Raw genomic sequence first — 17726 nt, forward strand, 5'->3', positions numbered from 1 at the left:
ACAGTCCCCTCGATTTTTGAGACACGCTTTAAAGGGTGGTCCAGTTCGCTTTGAGACAAGCGCTTAGGGCGAACGGAAAAATGCCGCAGGAGGAAACTCCCGCGGCATTTTTTTATTTCGACGATGAGGGGACATCAGTCGCCGAGTTTGGCGTGCACCTCGGCCAGATCGACCTCATCCAGAGGCATCTTATTGCCCGGGTTTTCGAAGTCATATTTGAACAGCTGGAAATCTTTTTTGTAAATTTCCCACATCAGATGCATCGAGAGATCATCGAAATAATCCTCAACCGGATGCAGACGCTTTGGGCCGTGGCCTTCGGATTCGTTGAACCGCGGGATTTGCGTCAGATCGACGGCATGGGGCGTCTCGATGTGATCGAGCACATCCTGCATGCCTTCGTTGAATTTCTCAGTGAAGAAAATTTTGTCATAGGTCCCGCCGTTCACGATGAAGGTCGAGACATGGCCCGACATGGCGGACCAGTGAATGTCCGGCTCCATCGGGCGGCGCCAACGGATGGTGTCGCGCACGAACAACAAAAACCGCCGGAAGGACGCGATCTGATCGAAGTCGTCCTTGCCGTCCGGACCGCCGACTTCGATGCCGTATTTCTGAATGAGCTGCGGCACGAGGTTGCCGCGATAGCGTTTGCCGTTGCGCTGAATGCCGCAAATCTTGTCGAAAAAGCTCGACAAGACGCGGGTGTACGGGTTGCGCACACAGGTGAAGGCGTAGCTTTTGTGGGCCTGCACATTGGCTTCGATCAGCGGCTGGCTTTCGTCTTGCGCCCATTTGTGCATGCGATCCTTGCTGTCGTGGATATCGCCATCGAAGAATTCGCCATGATCGGAATAGAACATGATCTGCCCGATGGTCGAGCAGGCACATTTGGGGACGACACGATAGACCACACTTTCGCTCTCGGTCATCCAGGTTCCGGGAAAGCCCATATTTACCACAACTCCTCTTTGTCACACTCACCGTGACCCTTTTCGCTTTAAAAGCAAATTAGCCTTGATTATTCAATGATTGGTTACGCTTGTATGTGAACAATGCGTCAGAAATGAGGTTACGGTTTCTAATATGGCACGAATTGCCTTCATCTTGCTGTGCCATAAAGACCCAGAGGCCATCATCGACCAGGCACGTCGGCTGACGCGGGCCGGGGATTATATCTCGATCCATTTCGATGCGCGCGGCGGCAAGGAAATGTTCGAGACCATCAAGAAGGGTCTCGACAACAATCCGAATGTGACCTTCGCGACCAAACGGATCAAATGCGGTTGGGGGGCGTGGAGCCTTGTCGAGGCGACGCTTTACGCCATTGAGGCGGCCGAGCGCGATTTCCCGCGCGCCACGCATTTCTACATGCTCTCCGGCGACTGCATGTCGATCAAGACCGCCGAATATATGCATGACTACCTCGACCGCGAGGATGTCGATTTCATCGAGAGTTTCGACTTTTTCGAAAGCGACTGGATCAAGACCGGGATCAAGGAAGAGCGGCTGATCTATCGCCATTGGTTCAACGAACGCACGCACAAATGGCTGTTTTACGAGAGCCTTAAGATGCAACAGCGGCTGGGCCTCAAACGCGAAATTCCCGAAGATCTTCAGATCATGATCGGCTCGCAATGGTGGTGCCTGCGGCGCCGCACCATCGAGTGGATTCTCGAGTTTACGCGTCAACGCAAAGACGTGATGAAGTTCTTCCGGACCACATGGATTCCCGACGAGACGTTTTTCCAGACCCTCGTGCGCCATGTGGTGCCCGAGAAAGAAATCCGCACCCGGACCCAGACGTTTTTGATGTTCACCGACTACGGCATGCCGGTGGTGTTCTATAACGACCATTACGATTTGCTGATCTCGCAGGACTACCTCTTCGCCCGGAAAATTTCCCCCGACGCCAAGGAGTTGAAAAAACGCCTGGGCGATCTTTTCGCCGCCTCTGGCGTAAATTTTCAGATCTCCAACGAAGGCCGGTCGCTGTTTCAGTTCCTCTCGGGACGTGGGCGCAACGGGCGGCGGTTTGCGCAGAGATTCTGGGAGACCGAAAGCTCTCTGGGCCGCGACCGCGAATTGTTGATGATCGTTTGCAAGAAATGGCACGTCGCCAAACGGCTTGTGGCCGAGATCAAAAACCACACGGACGTCCCTTGTCTCGAATACCTCTTCAACGAAGAACACACCTACCTGCCCGATCTGGGCGGGATCGAGAAAAGCCTTGAGAAACGCACGCGACACCGGCGGGCCTGGGTGCGAATGCTGTTCGATTATTTCAACACGGACCGGATGATCGTCTGCCTCGACCCGGAGGGGATCGAGCTGATCCGCGATTTTTATGCCGACCGTTCCGGCACGCGGCTTTTGGAGATCGAGTGCGAGTTCACCGACGACTATCTGATCGGCCATGCCAAGCGCACAGGCCTTGCGGGCGACCACACGCCGGACGATGCCTTGGCGCGGCTTTTGCCGACGATCCGGTCGGACATGACGCATGAAAGCGACCAAATCCGCGACGCGGATTTCGAGAACTACGCGCGCATCTCACAATTCAACACGCCGGAAGAAAACGCAGCCCCCCTTGCGCGCTTCCTCGGCATCTCCGAAGATAAGGCGCGCGAGATCGTCTCGATGCATTACCTGTTTTCCGACTAAGCGAGCCCCCCATGCCCTACACCTATGATGACCAGAACATCTTTGCCAAAATCCTGCGCGGGGAGATCCCTTCGTCTCCGGTGTTCGAGAGCGAGCACACGCTGGCCTTCCCCGACATCACGCCGCAGAAAAAGGCGCATATTCTGGTGATCCCGAAAGGGCCCTATCGCTGCTACGACCATTTCGTGCAGGCGGCCTCTGACGCGGAACAGCTCGACTTTTTCCGCTCTGTTGCGAAGGTGGCGGAACTGGTCGGTGTGGCCGAGTCTGCGGGCGGTCAGGGGTTTCGCCTCGTGACAAACTCCGGCGAGCATTCGCATCAAGAAGTGCCGCATTTCCATGTGCATCTCTTGGGCGGTGAGCCCGTGGGGCCACTCACCTGCAAATAACAAGTTGCAACCTTAAATGACAAAACCCCGCCTGAGGCGGGGTTTTTAATTGAGTATTTTGACCACGAAAAAGTGGGCGGGTTATTTGCCCGAGGTCAGCTCGACAAAGACGTCTTCGAGATCGGGCTCCATCGTGCGCACGTCGCCGATGGTGATCCCGGCGCTTTTCACCGCGTCGAGAATCGCCCCGACCGAGGCCTGACCACGCGAGAAATCGAACACGAAAGCCCCATCGCGGCGGCGTTCCATTTTGACGCCTTCCGGCAGCGCGAAACTGTCGGGTGCCGCGCCATCCGGTTCGATCACCAAGGTCTTTGCATCCATCAACCCCAAAAGATTCTTCGTCGTATCCTGTTTGATCATCGTGCCGTGGTTGATGATCGCGATCTCGTCACACATTTCCTGCGCCTCTTCGAGGTAATGCGTGGTGAGAATGATCGTCATGCCGCGCTCTTCGTTGAGTTTGCGCACATTCGTCCAAAGCATCTGACGCAGCTCGATGTCGACCCCTGCGGTGGGTTCATCGAGCACCAGAATCTGCGGGTTGTGCACCAACGCCTTGCCCAGCAAAAGCCGCCGCCGCATGCCGCCCGAAAGCGTGCGCGCATAGGCATCGGCCTTATCGGAAAGCCCAATGAGTTCAAGGATTTCATCGGTGCGACGGTCACGTTTCGGCACGCCATACAGCCCGGCCTGCACCTCCAAAGCGCCGCGTGGCGTGAAGAAGGGATCGAGGTTCAACTCCTGTGGCATCACGCCAATGGCGGCCCGCGACTGGCGCGGGTTCACGTCCTGATCGAAGCCCCAAATGTTCACCTTGCCGGAAGTCTTGATCACCAGACCCGCGAGGATGTTGATCATCGTCGATTTGCCCGCGCCATTGGGGCCCAGCAGGCCAAAGATCGACCCCGTCGGTATCTTCAGATCGACGCCTTTCAAGGCCTCTTTCGCAGGCTGCCCTGCCCCGCCGCCATAGGTCTTACGCAGGGCTTCAATTTCGAGTGCGTAGCTCATGTTGCGCGTGTTGCTCATGGGTCTCGCTCCTTTTGTTCCTTTTGCCTGCGCCGCAGATCGGGGTACGGTTGCCCCTTGTCCGTGCCGCCCGGATCGCTATCATGCAGCCCTGACTTAGGCGGTCTACGGGACTGCGGCAACCGCGTCCACCGCCAAGCCCCTTGCACAGACCCGCACAGGCCCCTAGAGGCGACGGGCGACAGAGCCGATGCGATAGCGAAAAGGACAGGACGATGACGATTCAAGCGCCGGAAACCGAAGTGGTCTCCACATGGAAAGTGGCCTGTGATGGCGGCGAAGGTGCACTTGGACATCCGCGCGTCTGGTTGGTGATCCCGCATGACACGGGCTATGTGGAATGCGGCTATTGCGACAAGAAATTCATCCATGAAAGCGCCAAACTGAAAGACGCCTAAAGCTTTTGGTAAGCTGCTGATACATGGAGAAAATGCCTGCGGCGTTTTCCCTTTGTTAAACTCTTGCGCCTAACCTCTCTGCCAGTAACATTTGAGAGGTCGGAATGAAGCTGACGATCCAACAAATCACTTTGGTTCGGAATAATTTTCGGCATCTCGCACCTGTGCGTGTCGATGCCTTGCAAGAAGTGTACAAACGCTTTGCTGCAATGGCGCCTGAGTTCGACGGACAGTATCACACCTCTCTGAATGATCGCGGTCGCACGCTTGAAAGCATCATCGAGCTGTCGCTATTGTCGCTCGATCATCCCGGCGCCCTGTTTGCCACGCTGCACAATCTGGGCCGTGAATATGCCAATTACGGCAGCTGGAAAGACACTTACGACCTCATCAGCGAGCTGATCATCGACGTTTTTGCCGAGCATACCGGAGACGCCTGGACGGTCGAACACGCTCACGCCTGGCGCACGGTCTTGCACTTTATCGCCAAAGGCATGCTTGAGGGGGCGAAATCCCGCGCCGTGGCATAAAGCGTTCTTCTTTCTCTCTGCAGACATGAAAAACGTAGAGCAACATATAAACGTTGTGAGCGCTTCACACCACAGACGACATTTCCAATAAACCGCTCCCAGAGGCGATACCTGCTTGCAGGGGGCGCGCCTTTCCGTGCTATCAAGACGCAACTTTTGAGCACGGGTTAAGAGCAGAGGGAAAGACGCGTCATGACATTCGGCAAGGGCAGCCACCTTCACCTCATCGACGGATCGGCGTTTATCTTTCGCGCCTATCACGCGCTTCCGCCGCTGACGCGCAAATCCGACGGCCTGCCGGTGGGCGCGGTCAGCGGGTTTTGCAACATGCTCTACCGCTATATCGAGGCCAACACCGGCGCCGATGCGCCCACGCACGCGGCAGTGATTTTCGACGCCTCGGGCAAGACCTTTCGCAACGATCTCTATCCGGCCTACAAGGCCAACCGCCCGCCCGCGCCCGAAGATCTGGTGCCACAATTCCCGCTGACGCGCGAGGCCACCCGCGCCTTCAACGTCGCCTGTATCGAGATCACCGGTTTCGAGGCCGATGACATCATCGGAACGCTGTCCCATCAGGCGCGAGACGCCGGCGGGCGCGTGACCATCATTTCCTCGGACAAGGACCTGATGCAACTGGTCGGCGGCGGTGTCGAGATGCTCGACCCGATGAAGAACAAACGCATCGACCGCGAAGGCGTCGAAGAGAAATTCGGCGTCGGCCCTGAGCGCGTCGTCGACGTGCAAGCGCTTGCGGGCGACTCGGTCGACAACGTCCCCGGCGCCCCCGGCATCGGGATCAAGACGGCGGCGCTTTTGATCAACGAATTCGGCGATCTCGAAAGCTTGCTTGCCCGCACCGGTGAGATCAAACAACCGAAACGCCGCCAGACGCTGGAGGACAATGCCGAGCTGATCCGCATTTCGCGCGATCTGGTGAAACTCGACTGCGCGATGGAACTGGATTTTAGCCTCGAAAGCCTCGAAGTGCAGGAGCCCGACACCGAAAAACTCCTGTCGTTCCTCACCGAGATGGAATTCCGCACCATCGTCAAACGTGTCTCCGAACGCTTCGGCGTGGACGCCCCTGCGATCCCCGAGGCCCCTGCCCCCGCCGCCAGCCAATCGCCCGACGCCCCTGCGACGCCAGAGGCCAAGCCGTTTGACACCTCGTCCTACGAGAAAGTCTCCACAATGGGCGCGCTGGAGCGTTGGATCGACGCGATCTATGCTCGCGGCTACGTCGCCGTGGACACCGAAACCACCGGCCTCGACGAGATGCAGGCCGATCTGGTCGGTGTGTCTTTGTGTGTCGAGCCGGGCGAGGCCTGTTACATCCCGGTTGGCCATACGTTGGGAGAGGACGATCTGTTCGGCGGCTCAAATCTGGTCGACGGGCAGCTGTCGAAAAACATGGTTCTGGACGCGTTGAAACCGATGCTTGAGGACGACAGCATCCTCAAAATCGGCCAGAACATGAAATATGACGCCAAGATTTTTGCCCGTCATGGTGTGCGCGTCGCGCCCTATGACGACACGATGCTCTTGTCCTATGCGCTCAACGCCGGCATCCACAATCACGGGATGGATGCGCTGTCCGAGCGCTACCTGAACCACACGCCGATCCCGACAAAGGACCTGTTGGGCAGCGGCAAATCCGCGATCACCTTTGACAAGGTGGAGATCGGCAAGGCGGTCGAATATGCCGCCGAGGACGCCGACATTACGCTGCGGCTATGGCAGGTTTTGAAACCGCGTCTGCACGCCGAACGTGTGACCACCGTTTACGAGACCTTGGAGCGGCCGCTCTCGCCGGTGCTGGCAAAAATGGAAATGGCCGGCATTCTCGTCGACCGCGATGTGCTGTCGCGCATGTCCAACGCGTTTGCCCAGAAAATGGCTGGGCTTGAGGCCGAGATTCACGAACTGGCGGGCGAGACCTTCAACGTCGGCAGCCCCGCACAGCTTGGCGAAATCCTGTTCGAAAAAATGGGCCTTGAGGGCGGCAAAAAGGGCAAGACCGGCAAATATTCCACCCCCGCCGATGTGCTCGAAGACCTTGCCACAGAACACGACTTGCCGGCCCGCGTTTTGGATTGGCGGCAGCTCTCGAAACTCAAATCGACCTACACCGACGCGCTTCAGACCTTTATCCACCCCGAGACGGGCCGCGTGCATACCTCTTACGTCCAGACGGGCGCCGTCACCGGGCGTCTCGCGTCTTCTGACCCGAACCTGCAAAACATCCCCGTGCGCTCGGATGAGGGCCGCCGCATCCGCGAGGCCTTTATCGCCGCCCCCGGCAAGAAACTGATTTCGCTCGACTATTCTCAGATCGAGCTGCGAATCCTTGCCCATGTCGCGGGCATCGACAGCCTGAAACAAGCGTTCCGCGACGGGCTGGACATCCACGCCATGACGGCCTCTGAGATGTTCAATGTCCCGATCGAAGGCATGGACCCGATGGTCCGCCGCCAGGCCAAGGCAATCAACTTCGGTGTGATCTACGGCATCTCCGGCTTTGGCCTTGCCCGCAACCTGCGCATCCCGCGCAAAGAGGCGCAGAGCTTTATCGACCGTTATTTCGAACGTTTCCCGGGCATTCGGGCCTATATGGACGACACGGTGGAATTCGCCAAAGCGCATAAATACGTCGAAACCCTCTTTGGCCGCAAAATCCACACGCCGGAAATCGCCGCCAAAGGCCCGCAAGCAGGCTTCGCGAAACGTCAGGCGATCAACGCGCCCATCCAAGGCTCCGCCGCCGACATCATCCGCCGCGCCATGGTCCGCATGCCCGACGCGATCAAGGATCTCCCCGCCACCATGCTGTTGCAGGTGCACGACGAATTGATCTTTGAGGTTGATGAGGACGCCTGCGATCAGGTGATCGAGGTGGTCAAGGATGTGATGGAAACCGCCTCCGATCCGGCTGTAAAACTCGATGTGCCGATCGAGGTGGACGCAGGCATCGGCGACAACTGGGCCGAGGCGCATTAAGTTTCCGCAATAAGTTTCCTTTGCGCCCCAAATACTCAAAAACGGCGCGAGATCCCTCGCGCCGTTTTCACATTTGAACCCTAGGAAAAGCCTTAAATCAGGCCTTCCTGCTGGAACAGGACTTTCAAATTCGCTTCAGGCCGTGGCCCGATGTGAGAAATCACCTCGGCAGCAGCGACACAGCCCATACGACCACAGGTCGCAAGGCTCTGCCCCGTCGCATAGCCGTAAAGGAAACCGGCGGCGAATTGATCGCCCGCGCCGGTGGTGTCCACAGGCTGGATGCGTTTCACTGGCACCACGGCCTCTTCATCACCCTGCACCAGAACCACGTCGGAACCAGAGCGCGTACAGACCACGAGACCTGATTCCATGGCCGCCGTTTCCAGCGCCGTCGACAGGTCGGTCTGGTAGAGGCTTTCCCATTCGTGCTCGTTGCCGATGACGAAATCCAGCTCCTTCACAAAGGTCCGGAAATCGTCGCGATGACGGTCGACGCAGAACGGATCGGACAGGGAAATCCCGACCTTACCGCCCGCCGCCTTGGTCAGTTTTGCGGCTTGGTCAAAGGCATGTTTGCCTTTCGGTTTGTCGTAGAGGTAGCCTTCGAGGAACATGATCTCCGCATCGCCCGCGACCGCCTCGGCCACATCCTCTTCGGAAATTTCCGACGAAATCCCGAGGTAAGTGTTCATAGAACGCTCCCCATCCGGCGAGACGAAAATCATCGAGCGCGAGGTCGGAAGCTCCCCGCCCGGCACCGGCGCATTGACGAAAGCGGTGCCATCGGCCTCCATCTCGGCGGCGTAAAACCGGCCCAGAGCGTCATCATGCACCCGGCCGATAAAGCCGGTTTTGAGACCCAAAGTGCCGAGCCCGGCCAGAGTGTTCGCGACGGAGCCGCCCGGCGTCTGCACCCGGTTGGACATCGCGCCATAAAGCAATTCGCCCCGCTCGCGTTCGACAAGCTGCATGATGCCTTTCTCGATGCCCATGAGTTCCAGGAAACTGTCATCGGCCTGAGTGATCACATCGACGATGGCGTTGCCGATGCCGACAACCTGATAGGTTTTAGTCAAGGTTCTTCTCCTCGAACATGCAGAGATCGCGGATCAGGCACGCGCTGCATTTCGGTTTGCGCGCGACACAGGTGTAGCGTCCGTGCAGGATCATCCAGTGATGCGCATGTTGTTGAAATTCGGCGGGAATATGGTCTTCGATGGCACGTTCGACCGCCACCACATCCTTGCCCACGGCAACACCGGAGCGGTTGCCGAAACGGAAAATATGCGTGTCCACCGCCTGCGTCGGCACATGCCACCACATGTTCAACACGACATTGGCGGTCTTGCGTCCGACGCCCGGAAGGCTCTCCAAGGCGGCCCGCGACGAGGGCACGATGCCGTCATAGTCGTCGACCAAAATCTGGCTCAACTTGATGACATTCTTCGCTTTGTTGCGGTACAGCCCGATGGTTTTGATGTGTTCGATCAGGCCCTCTTCGCCCAGATCGAGCATTTTCTGCGGCGTATCGGCGATTTTGAACAGCTCTGCGGTCGCCTTGTTCACGCCCTTGTCGGTCGCCTGCGCGGAGAGCGCGACGGCCACCACCAATGTATAGGCGTTCACGTGATCCAACTCGCCCTTGGGTTCAGGCTCAGCAGCCTGAAAGCGGGTGAAAATCTCATGGATCGTATGATAATCGAGCTGTTTGGTCATGGGCTTCTAATGCCTTGTCACAGGGATCGGGGCAAGCCGTTCCTTTGATCGATAGATTTTTCCTAAAATCCTTCGAAAATCAGATGAAAATTCGCATCATTTTGTGTCGAAAAACAAACCGCAGTTAATTTTCGATTCAATCCTATCCCGCATTCTAAGCACAGAGATTTTCAAGTGGGACGACAGAATGGACCCCTTTGCGGCTTACGGCATGAATGCAGGCGCGGCGCTCATGGACGAGGATGACACCAATCAAACCATCGCGGCACAGCCCCTGTCCAGCTATGGTCTGTCGGGCTTTGGTCTGCCGGGCTTTGGCCCCGGCGTGATGGTTGAGACCAGCGAAGGGGCGCAACCCGTCGAATGGCTGCGTCCGGGCGATCTTTTGCTGACTCGTGACGAGGGTTTCAAACCGCTGCTTTGGGTTGGGCGCAGTGCTCTGTCGGACGCGGCGATCAAGCCGCCCTTGCGTATTCATGCGGGCGCCTTCGGAAAACGCACGCCAGAGCGCGATCTGATCCTCGCGCCCGGTCACCATATCCTTCTGCGCTCGGCGCAGGTCGAGTTGCATTTCTTTGAGAGTGAGGTGTTGGTGCCCTCTGGCGATCTCGCCACAGAAGCGGAGGTCGACTACACCCCGCCTGCCTCGGACTATGCCTATTGCCATCTCGTCATGGCCGACCATCAGATGCTTTTGACCGAAGGCGTCTGGACCGAAAGCCTGTTTCCGGACGAAGAAACCCTCTCCGCTTTGGGCGCACAGGCGCGGGCGGAAATTACTGCCAAGCTCGGCCCGACTTTGATCCGGGCACAGCGGGCGCGGATGACACTTAATCCCGGCGAGGCGGTCGTGTTGCAACCGCGTTCCGCCATCGCGGCGCGGCGCATGGCCGCGTAATCCGCAAGTTTCGGGTCGGCAAGCCCAGTGCGACAAGATAGGCTCTCTCCTGATCCCATCTTTGATCCTTCGCCGGAGCCCGCCCGATGTCCGCTGACCTCGAAAACCTCACCGAGAGCGCCCCTGCCCCGGAGCCGTTTGAGGATCGCTATCACTTCAACGTCGTGCGCCGGGCCATCGACATCATCGACCAGTCCGAACAGCCTCTGTCGCTCGACACTCTGGCCGCCGAGCTGGGTATGTCGCCCTATCACCTGCAAAAGCTCTTTAGCCAATGGGCGGGTGTCTCTCCGAAACGGTTTCAGCAATATCTGACATTGAGTCATGCCAAGGCCCTCATTGCGCAAAACCACAGCCTCTTGGACACGACCGAGGCCACGGGCATGTCCAGCACCGGACGGTTGCACGATCTCTTCGTGCGTTGGGAGGCGATGAGCCCCGGTGAATATGCCCGCAAGGGCGAGGGGTTGACCATTTCCTACGGCTGGTTCGACACGCCTTTCGGGCGCAGCCTCGCTATGGCCACGTCGCGCGGGCTTTGCGCCATGGCGTTCACGTCCGAATGTCGCGATCAGGACGCTTTTGCCGACCTGTCTTCCCGCTGGCCCAAAGCTGCTTTCGCGCACAACTCCGACGCGGTGCGCCCCTTTGTCGAGGCCGCTCTTGGCGGCGGCGAAACCAAACTGCATCTCATCGGCGGCCCGTTTCAGATCAAGGTCTGGGAAGCCCTCCTGTCGATCCCTTCCGGTCAGGTCACCACCTATTCCGACATCGCGCGGGCCATCGGCAACCCCAAGGCGGTGCGCGCGGTCGGCACGGCCGTTGGTCATAATCCGGTGAGCTGGCTCATCCCCTGCCACCGGGTGCTGCGCAAAACCGGGGCCTTGGGCGGCTATCATTGGGGCTTGCCGGTCAAACGCGCGCTTTTGGCCTATGAAAGCCTCAAAGCCGATGCCCTCTCCTCTGAGCGAAAACCCGCCACATTTTCGTGATCGCGATAAATCCACCGTGCCAGAGCCGCGAGACACAGGTAAAACCAGCGTCAAGAGCAGTTTCTCAAGGAGGATCCAAATGAAATCCCCGTTTTATATCGCTATTCCGCTGGTGGCCGCTTTCGGCCTGACCGCCTGTATGGACAGCTACGACCCCAACACCAAAGCCACGCAGGGCGTTGCCCTCGGTGCGGCCCTCGGCGGCATCACCGCAGCCGCCACTTCGGGCAGCAATGACAAACTTGCCAAAGTGGCCGTGGGCGCCATGATCGGGGGGGCCGTGGGCGGCGCCATTGGTCAGCAATTGGACAAACAGGCCGCCGATCTGCGTGAGGATCTTGGCAATGACGACGTGAAAATCGTCAACACCGGCTCGCAGCTGATCGTGACCATGCCACAGGACATCCTGTTCGCCACCGACAGCGCCGTGGTCGTGCCCTCGCTGCAAACCGACCTGCGCAAGCTGGCGTACAACCTGCAGGACTATCCGAACACCACGGTTCAAATCATCGGTCACACCGACAGCACAGGATCTGCGGGCTATAACCAAGAGCTGTCGACCCGCCGCGCCTCTGCCGTGTCGACCATTCTGACCGCCAATGGCGTCGCTCCGGGCCGCGTCCGCGCCTATGGGCGTGGCGAAGATCAACCGATCGCCACCAACCTGACGCCCGAGGGCAAGGCGCAGAACCGTCGCGTCGAGATCATCATCACGCCGAACGCGGCCTGATCGCCCTGATATAAGTTTCGAAAGGCCGGGCATGTCCCGGCCTTTTTTATGGCTCACGACTTAGGCTGGTCATATAATCTGACCAGTCACAGCACGAGAGCCCCATGCCCTTTCAAAAAGTCACCCCCGAGAAACTCAGCGCCTCCGTGGCGCGTCAGGTCGAGCTTTTGATCCTGCGCGGGATTTTGCGGCCTGGCGAACGCCTGCCCTCTGAACGCGATCTGTCGGAGCGGCTGGGCGTATCGCGGCCTTCGGTGCGCGAGGCCGTGGCGGAGTTGACCGACAAGGGCCTGTTGGAGACCCGCGCCAATGCAGGCATCTTCGTGGCCGATGTCTTGGGCTCAGCTTTCTCGCCTGCCTTGGTCAAACTCTTCGGCAGCCATGACGAGGCGGTGTTCGACTACATCGCCTTTCGCCGTGATATGGAGGGGCTGGCCGCCGAACGCGCGGCCAAGATGGCCTCTGACACCGACCTGAAAGTCATCGCCACGATCTTTGAAAAGATGGAAGCGGCACATCCGAAGCGCAATCCGACCGAGGAAGCCCGTCTCGACGCCGAGTTTCACCTGTCGATTATTGAGGCCTCGCATAACGTCATCATGCTGCACATGATGCGCTCTATGTTCGATCTGCTGCGCGAGGGCGTGTTCTACAACCGCTCGGTGATGTTCAAACAACGCACCAATCGCGCGCAACTTTTGGAGCAACACCGCGCCATCCACGACGCGCTCCAAGCCCGCAATCCAGAAGCCGCCCGCGCCGCTGTGACCCAGCATCTCAACTATGTCGAAGAGGCACTTTTGGATCAGCAGAGATGCGAGCGCAATGAAGAGGTCGCAAAACTCAGGTTCGAACACGAACAGGCGCGTGGCTAACCCTTTCATTGCAGGCCAAATACTCAAAAAGCCCCGCCAATTTTGGCGGGGCTTTCTATCAGGGTCTGTCTGATCCGGTCAGGAGATCAAACGAGGACTTAGTGCAGCTTGTCACCAACTTCGGCTATCGAGGTGTCGATCAGGGCGTTGGCGTCCGCAGCAGTCATGTTTTTCGCAATCACGTCGGTTGCAGCAGCCACGGCGACGGTGATCGCGGTGTTGCGCACTTCGCGGATGGCGGCAGCTTCGGCGGCACCGATTTGCTCTTCGGCGGCGGCGAGACGGCGGGCGATGGAGGATTTCAGATCCTCTTTCGCTTTCACCGCAGCAGCTTCCGCGTCTTTTTTCGCTTGAGCGACGATGGCGTCGGCCTGTTCCTGAACTTCGCGCTGTTTGCGCTCGTAGGAGGCGAGGATCGACTGAGCTTCTTCACGCAGAGCGCGGGCTTCGTCCAGTTCGGATTTGATGCCTGCGGCGCGCTGATCGAGCATGCCACCGATCATCGACGGAACTTTCTTCCAGAGAAGAATGCCGATGAAGACCAGGAAGCCCAGAAGCACGACGAAGTTGGTGTTCTTAAGTGAAAAGAACGGGCCGGTTGCGGCGAAGGCCGGGCTGGCCGCAGTGAGGGCGATGAGGAGAGAAAGTTTTTTCATGTCCTTAGCCTTTCATCCGTGCGGTGACAGCAGCCGTGATCGAACGCGCATCGGCGGAGGAGCCCATGGCGGCGACGAGTTCCTTGGCGGTGTCTTTGGCCACGTCCTTGACGCTTTCCAAAGCTCCGTCGCGGATCTCAGCGATGGCTTTTTCAGATTCGGCGGCTTTCGCGGAGATCTCTGCATCGGCCTTGGCGGTCGCGGCATCAAGATCGGCCTGAATGGCTGCACGGGTTTCATTGGCGATCTGCTGGGCTTGAGCTTTCGCCTCGGCCAGAGCAGCGTTATACGCCGCTTCCGCTTCTTTCGCTTTGAGCTTGAGCTCTTCGGCGGCGGAAATATCATTCATGATCGTGCCGGAGCGCTCGGCGAGCACCGTGGAGATGCGCGGCAGTGCGATCTTGGACAGCACGAAGTAGATCACGACGAGCGTGACCAGAAGCCAGAAAATCTGGTTGGGGAAAGTGGAGAAGTCGAGCTGCGGCATGCCCGCTTCTGCGGCGCCGTGTGCGGCTTCTGCACCGTGTGTTTCGGTTGCCATCTTGTCCTCCTGGCTCTGACCTAAATCCCCCGAACGGGCCGGGAGAAGCCCTGAATGTGGTCGCAATGCCCATAGCGAAAATCTTTCGATTTCCTCAGCATTGCTCACATATTACGCGAGGGTGGGACAGAAGTCCCACCCTGCCGTAAGGATGGTGCGTCGGATCAGACGGCGAACATCAGGAGCAGAGCGACGAGGAACGAGAAGATCCCCAGAGCTTCTGCGAAGGCCATGCCGATGAAGAGCGTCGCGGTTTGCGAAGCAGCGGCGGACGGGTTGCGCAGAGCGCCGGAGAGGTAGTTACCTGCAACGTTGCCCACACCCATTGCTGCGCCGCCCATGCCGATAGCGGTCAGACCAACACCGATGTATTTGCCGAGTTCTGCGATATTGCCTTCCATTGTGGTATCTCCTTACGTTGGAATTGGCTGGAATTGAGTTCGAACCTGAGTGCTTGCGGCCTTAGTGGACCGGGTGCAGCGCGTCTTTCAGATAGACACAGGTCAGAATGGTGAACACGTAGGCCTGGATGAAGGCCACGAGGATTTCGAGACCGTACATGGCGGAGATCGCCAGAACGGAAACCGGAGAGATCGCGGCGATCGCTGCGAAACCGGCGAAAACTTTGATCACGGCGTGACCGGCCATCATGTTACCCGCAAGACGGATAGAGTGGCTGACGGGACGCACGAAGTAGGAGATCAGCTCGATCACCGCGAGAAGCGGGCGCACAGCGAGGGGCGCGGAGCTGACCCAGAAGAGAGCGAGGAACTTGGTGCCGTTTTTCGCGAAACCGAGGATGGTCACGAAGAGGAACACCAGGAGCGCCAGAACGCCTGTGACGGCGATGTGGGACGTCGTGGTGAACGACAGCGGCAGAAGGCCCAACATGTTCGAGAAGACGATGAAGATGAACAGCGTCATCACATAGGGGAAGTATTTCACGGCGTCTTTGCCGGTCACATCCTCGATCATCTTGTAGACGAAGCCGTAGGTCAGTTCCGCGATGGACTGGCCTTTCGACGGCACGATGGCGCGGCCACGGGAGCCAACGACCAGCAGAAAGATAACGCCGATGACGGAGATCGCCATCCAGAGCGTCACGTTGGTGATGGTGTACCAATGCACCGGTCCGTCGCCAAAGAGCGGCGCGACCTTGAATTGGTCCATTGGGTGAAACACCAGGCTGCTTTCCGAACCGTGAGCCTCAGTCGCCATGTTTGTCCCTCTCAGTACCTGCGGACGTCTCCGCGTTGTCATCTCTGGCCGCGCTTTGTTCAGCGACCTGTTGTTTTTCAATGTCCCGCGCGGTGCGCATCATCGTCTTGACGCCGGCCGCGAGGCCAAATCCGATAAACAGCACGAGAAACAGGGGCATTGTGCCCAAAAGCTTATCCAGCCCGTATCCCATGCCAAAGCCGATCAGAAGACCGGCCACAAGTTCCGTCACCATCCGCCAGGCCATATTGGCCTGAGAAAAGTGTTCTTCGCCGCGGGAGGTTTTGGGCTTTTGCGCCTCTTTCACCTTCGTCAGCCGCTCTTCCAAAGCGCGCAAACGCTCGGGATCATGCGGTTCGGACATGTGAATGGCCCCCTACGGTCAGTTGCGGGCAAGCTATGCGGGGGAGGATTTAGAGTCAACGCGGAATTGATCCTTTGGAAACCGCATTAAGGCAATGAATTTATTGAGTATTTTTACAGCAAAGGAAACGCAAGAACATGACAAACAACGCCGTTAGCGCAAAAGGCTCGCGTTTTCGTTATTCAACCAAATGGTTGACCAAACCCGCTTGCGCGCCTATCGGCAAGACATGACACATGATCTCGACCTCATCTTCGCAGCCCTTGGAGACCCGACCCGTCGGGCCATCCTGTCGATGCTGTTGGAGGACGATATGGCGGTCACCGATGTGGCCGATCCTTTCGAGATGTCCTTGGCGGCGGTGTCCAAGCACCTGACCATTCTGACCCGCGCGGGGCTGATTGCGCAGGAAAAGCGCGGCCGGGTGAAATGGTGCAAACTGGAGCCGGACGCGATGCGCGCGGCCTCTGTTTGGATGCAGGGCTTTGGGCAATTCGACGAGATTGACCTCGACGGGCTGGAACGGTTTCTGGAGCGCGAGCTGTCGCAAGAGGGCGACGCATAAAAAAACGCACGGCCTTAGAGAAGCCGCGCGTTTTTGATTTCAGATGTCGCTCAGCGCTCAGAAGACAAAGCTCAGGATAGCGCCGACAACCACGACAAGACCGACCAGATAGATGACATTGTTCATAACTGTGTTCCTCTTTCGATTTGAAAGACCAACGCACAGCGATGTGAATTTGTTCCCGACGCGGACCATCAGGCCTCGTGTTTGAGCAAAAGATAAAGCGCCAGAATCGTCAGGCCGATGCCACCAAACACCAGCGCTGGCGGCGTGCCGTGGCCCAAAGCGATCTCCCAGATGATCACCCAGGAGGGCACGAGATAGGTGTAGGCCATGACCTTAGCGGCCGCCAAACGCACGGAGGCATAGGCCAGAAGCGAGGCGGTGATGGTGGTGGCAAAGATGGTGACATAGCCCAGCGTGAACCAGACGATCGCGGGTAAATTGGCCCAATCCGTCTCCAACACCTCACGCCAACCAAAGAGGAAGATCGCGATGGAGGCGGAGGCGAGGATGAAGAACGTAAAGACAAGCGTGCGTTCGCCACGATGGAACCGCGGCACCAAAGGCGTGTAGAGCGCATGCGCCACGACGCCGAGGAAATAGATCGCCTCACCGCGCCCGACGTGAAAGGCCAAAGCGGCCTGAATATCGGCCCGGAAAATCACCCAAAGCGCCCCCACGCCACCGATGGCCAGAGCGAGGGCGATGCGGCGCGTGGTGATCTGACGCATGATCAGATAACCGAAGCCCGCCGCGAGCAGTGGGGTCAGGGTAAAGACTGCGGCGGCGGAGACGGGCTCGGCGGTTTTCAGACCGAAGAACATCATCACGAAGTAGAGCGCAAAAATGCCGCCCAAGATGAAATAGCGCCACGGCTGGCGTGTAGCCTCACGCGGGATGCCGCCCGTCGCGATGGCCAAAAGGCCGATCACGATGGCCGCCGCGACAAAGCGCACCCCATTGAGCGCCAGAGGCGTGATGTCATTGGCAACCATAGCGCCCAGAGAAAATGACCCGGCGACGAGACAGGAAAAAGTGAGCATCGCCAGATGCCCGTTGCGGCGATCCTTGGCGGCAGCAGAATGGGGCACGGCGAGGCGTCCTCTCATAAATTCAATTGATTGCACGTGTTCTAGCGACAGCGCCGGACAA

General features: G+C 58.4%; 20 protein-coding genes. 10 read left to right on the forward strand and 10 right to left on the reverse strand.

The window, feature by feature from the left end; genetic code table 11:
* Positions 1 to 134 precede the first annotated feature (134 nt).
* Positions 135 to 953, reverse strand: coding sequence for a sulfotransferase family protein (locus LC094_RS18345; protein WP_226554254.1), 819 nt, complete (start codon positions 951 to 953; stop codon positions 135 to 137).
* Positions 954 to 1086: 133 nt separating this feature from the next.
* Between LC094_RS18345 and LC094_RS18350 the strand changes: the two genes are divergently transcribed.
* On the forward strand, positions 1087 to 2664 hold the full coding sequence (locus tag LC094_RS18350) for a DUF5928 domain-containing protein (RefSeq protein WP_226554255.1): 1578 nt from the start codon (positions 1087 to 1089) through the stop codon (positions 2662 to 2664).
* 11 nt (positions 2665 to 2675) lie between these two features.
* A complete protein-coding gene (locus LC094_RS18355; RefSeq protein WP_226554256.1) occupies positions 2676 to 3053 on the forward strand; it encodes an HIT domain-containing protein in 378 nt (125 codons plus the stop codon).
* An 81-nt stretch (positions 3054 to 3134) separates the two neighbouring features.
* On the opposite strand, the gene LC094_RS18360 is transcribed toward LC094_RS18355, so the two are convergent.
* The gene (locus LC094_RS18360) at positions 3135 to 4085 is read right to left on the reverse strand and encodes an ABC transporter ATP-binding protein (protein ID WP_226554257.1); all 951 of its coding nucleotides are present in this window, start codon (positions 4083 to 4085) and stop codon (positions 3135 to 3137) included.
* 215 nt (positions 4086 to 4300) lie between these two features.
* Between LC094_RS18360 and LC094_RS18365 the strand changes: the two genes are divergently transcribed.
* The 3 genes from LC094_RS18365 to polA all read left to right on the forward strand — a co-directional run bounded on the left by LC094_RS18365 (position 4301) and on the right by polA (position 8013).
* Complete coding sequence (locus tag LC094_RS18365; protein ID WP_167601541.1) at positions 4301 to 4483, forward strand: zinc-finger domain-containing protein; 183 nt, start codon at positions 4301 to 4303, stop codon at positions 4481 to 4483.
* 104 nt (positions 4484 to 4587) lie between these two features.
* The gene (locus LC094_RS18370) at positions 4588 to 5013 is read left to right on the forward strand and encodes a globin domain-containing protein (protein WP_226554258.1); all 426 of its coding nucleotides are present in this window, start codon (positions 4588 to 4590) and stop codon (positions 5011 to 5013) included.
* A gap of 192 nt (positions 5014 to 5205) precedes the next feature.
* Complete coding sequence (gene polA, locus LC094_RS18375) at positions 5206 to 8013, forward strand: DNA polymerase I (RefSeq protein ID WP_226554259.1); 2808 nt, start codon at positions 5206 to 5208, stop codon at positions 8011 to 8013.
* 92 nt (positions 8014 to 8105) lie between these two features.
* Here the strand turns inward: polA and LC094_RS18380 are convergent, their stop codons facing one another.
* Together LC094_RS18380 and nth are read right to left on the reverse strand one after the other, a co-directional pair.
* Positions 8106 to 9092 carry an adenosine kinase gene (locus LC094_RS18380; RefSeq protein ID WP_226554260.1) on the reverse strand — a complete coding sequence of 329 codons (987 nt, stop codon included), beginning with the start codon at positions 9090 to 9092 and terminating at the stop codon, positions 8106 to 8108.
* The gene (gene nth / locus LC094_RS18385) at positions 9085 to 9732 is read right to left on the reverse strand and encodes an endonuclease III (protein WP_219785910.1); all 648 of its coding nucleotides are present in this window, start codon (positions 9730 to 9732) and stop codon (positions 9085 to 9087) included. Before nth ends, LC094_RS18380 begins: the two co-directional genes overlap by 8 nt.
* Before the next feature lie 187 nt (positions 9733 to 9919).
* Between nth and LC094_RS18390 the strand changes: the two genes are divergently transcribed.
* From LC094_RS18390 to LC094_RS18405, 4 genes are all read left to right on the forward strand, one after another.
* Positions 9920 to 10630: a Hint domain-containing protein gene (locus tag LC094_RS18390; protein ID WP_226554261.1), complete on the forward strand. Its 711-nt coding sequence runs from the start codon at positions 9920 to 9922 to the stop codon at positions 10628 to 10630.
* A gap of 86 nt (positions 10631 to 10716) precedes the next feature.
* Complete coding sequence (locus tag LC094_RS18395; protein ID WP_226554262.1) at positions 10717 to 11622, forward strand: methylated-DNA--[protein]-cysteine S-methyltransferase; 906 nt, start codon at positions 10717 to 10719, stop codon at positions 11620 to 11622.
* A gap of 79 nt (positions 11623 to 11701) precedes the next feature.
* Complete coding sequence (locus LC094_RS18400; protein ID WP_226554263.1) at positions 11702 to 12352, forward strand: OmpA family protein; 651 nt, start codon at positions 11702 to 11704, stop codon at positions 12350 to 12352.
* A 104-nt stretch (positions 12353 to 12456) separates the two neighbouring features.
* Complete coding sequence (locus tag LC094_RS18405) at positions 12457 to 13227, forward strand: FadR/GntR family transcriptional regulator (RefSeq protein ID WP_226554264.1); 771 nt, start codon at positions 12457 to 12459, stop codon at positions 13225 to 13227.
* A gap of 98 nt (positions 13228 to 13325) precedes the next feature.
* Here the strand turns inward: LC094_RS18405 and LC094_RS18410 are convergent, their stop codons facing one another.
* The 5 genes from LC094_RS18410 to LC094_RS18430 form a co-directional block, all read right to left on the reverse strand.
* Positions 13326 to 13883, reverse strand: coding sequence for a F0F1 ATP synthase subunit B (locus LC094_RS18410; RefSeq protein WP_226554265.1), 558 nt, complete (start codon positions 13881 to 13883; stop codon positions 13326 to 13328).
* A gap of 4 nt (positions 13884 to 13887) precedes the next feature.
* A complete protein-coding gene (locus LC094_RS18415; RefSeq protein ID WP_226554266.1) occupies positions 13888 to 14424 on the reverse strand; it encodes a F0F1 ATP synthase subunit B' in 537 nt (178 codons plus the stop codon).
* Between the two features lie 164 nt (positions 14425 to 14588).
* Positions 14589 to 14825, reverse strand: coding sequence for a F0F1 ATP synthase subunit C (locus LC094_RS18420; protein WP_066608699.1), 237 nt, complete (start codon positions 14823 to 14825; stop codon positions 14589 to 14591).
* A 61-nt stretch (positions 14826 to 14886) separates the two neighbouring features.
* Positions 14887 to 15642: a F0F1 ATP synthase subunit A gene (locus LC094_RS18425; protein WP_226554267.1), complete on the reverse strand. Its 756-nt coding sequence runs from the start codon at positions 15640 to 15642 to the stop codon at positions 14887 to 14889.
* On the reverse strand, positions 15632 to 16006 hold the full coding sequence (locus LC094_RS18430) for an AtpZ/AtpI family protein (RefSeq protein WP_226554268.1): 375 nt from the start codon (positions 16004 to 16006) through the stop codon (positions 15632 to 15634). The genes LC094_RS18425 and LC094_RS18430 overlap by 11 nt, the downstream gene beginning before the upstream one ends.
* 229 nt (positions 16007 to 16235) lie before the next feature.
* Between LC094_RS18430 and LC094_RS18435 the strand changes: the two genes are divergently transcribed.
* Positions 16236 to 16571, forward strand: coding sequence for an ArsR/SmtB family transcription factor (locus LC094_RS18435; protein WP_226554269.1), 336 nt, complete (start codon positions 16236 to 16238; stop codon positions 16569 to 16571).
* A gap of 194 nt (positions 16572 to 16765) precedes the next feature.
* On the opposite strand, the gene LC094_RS18440 is transcribed toward LC094_RS18435, so the two are convergent.
* Positions 16766 to 17617: a DMT family transporter gene (locus LC094_RS18440; RefSeq protein ID WP_226554478.1), complete on the reverse strand. Its 852-nt coding sequence runs from the start codon at positions 17615 to 17617 to the stop codon at positions 16766 to 16768.
* Positions 17618 to 17726 lie beyond the last annotated feature (109 nt).

It is taken from the genome of Celeribacter naphthalenivorans (assembly GCF_020524585.1).
In the GTDB taxonomy this organism is placed as follows: Bacteria; Pseudomonadota; Alphaproteobacteria; order Rhodobacterales; family Rhodobacteraceae; genus Celeribacter; species Celeribacter naphthalenivorans.

Coding starts and splice junctions, on each gene's coding strand:
- LC094_RS18440 (WP_226554478.1), bottom strand. CDS start 17,617: ATGCTCACTTTTTCCTGTCTCGTCGCCGGGTCATTTTCTCTGGGCGCT.
- LC094_RS18405 (WP_226554264.1), top strand. CDS start 12,457: ATGCCCTTTCAAAAAGTCACCCCCGAGAAACTCAGCGCCTCCGTGGCG.
- LC094_RS18370 (WP_226554258.1), top strand. CDS start 4,588: ATGAAGCTGACGATCCAACAAATCACTTTGGTTCGGAATAATTTTCGG.
- LC094_RS18430 (WP_226554268.1), bottom strand. CDS start 16,006: ATGTCCGAACCGCATGATCCCGAGCGTTTGCGCGCTTTGGAAGAGCGG.
- nth (WP_219785910.1), bottom strand. CDS start 9,732: ATGACCAAACAGCTCGATTATCATACGATCCATGAGATTTTCACCCGC.
- LC094_RS18355 (WP_226554256.1), top strand. CDS start 2,676: ATGCCCTACACCTATGATGACCAGAACATCTTTGCCAAAATCCTGCGC.
- LC094_RS18410 (WP_226554265.1), bottom strand. CDS start 13,883: ATGAAAAAACTTTCTCTCCTCATCGCCCTCACTGCGGCCAGCCCGGCC.
- LC094_RS18420 (WP_066608699.1), bottom strand. CDS start 14,825: ATGGAAGGCAATATCGCAGAACTCGGCAAATACATCGGTGTTGGTCTG.
- LC094_RS18365 (WP_167601541.1), top strand. CDS start 4,301: ATGACGATTCAAGCGCCGGAAACCGAAGTGGTCTCCACATGGAAAGTG.
- LC094_RS18415 (WP_226554266.1), bottom strand. CDS start 14,424: ATGGCAACCGAAACACACGGTGCAGAAGCCGCACACGGCGCCGCAGAA.
- LC094_RS18425 (WP_226554267.1), bottom strand. CDS start 15,642: ATGGCGACTGAGGCTCACGGTTCGGAAAGCAGCCTGGTGTTTCACCCA.
- LC094_RS18390 (WP_226554261.1), top strand. CDS start 9,920: ATGGACCCCTTTGCGGCTTACGGCATGAATGCAGGCGCGGCGCTCATG.
- LC094_RS18360 (WP_226554257.1), bottom strand. CDS start 4,085: ATGAGCAACACGCGCAACATGAGCTACGCACTCGAAATTGAAGCCCTG.
- LC094_RS18345 (WP_226554254.1), bottom strand. CDS start 953: ATGGGCTTTCCCGGAACCTGGATGACCGAGAGCGAAAGTGTGGTCTAT.
- LC094_RS18400 (WP_226554263.1), top strand. CDS start 11,702: ATGAAATCCCCGTTTTATATCGCTATTCCGCTGGTGGCCGCTTTCGGC.
- LC094_RS18395 (WP_226554262.1), top strand. CDS start 10,717: ATGTCCGCTGACCTCGAAAACCTCACCGAGAGCGCCCCTGCCCCGGAG.
- polA (WP_226554259.1), top strand. CDS start 5,206: ATGACATTCGGCAAGGGCAGCCACCTTCACCTCATCGACGGATCGGCG.
- LC094_RS18435 (WP_226554269.1), top strand. CDS start 16,236: ATGACACATGATCTCGACCTCATCTTCGCAGCCCTTGGAGACCCGACC.
- LC094_RS18350 (WP_226554255.1), top strand. CDS start 1,087: ATGGCACGAATTGCCTTCATCTTGCTGTGCCATAAAGACCCAGAGGCC.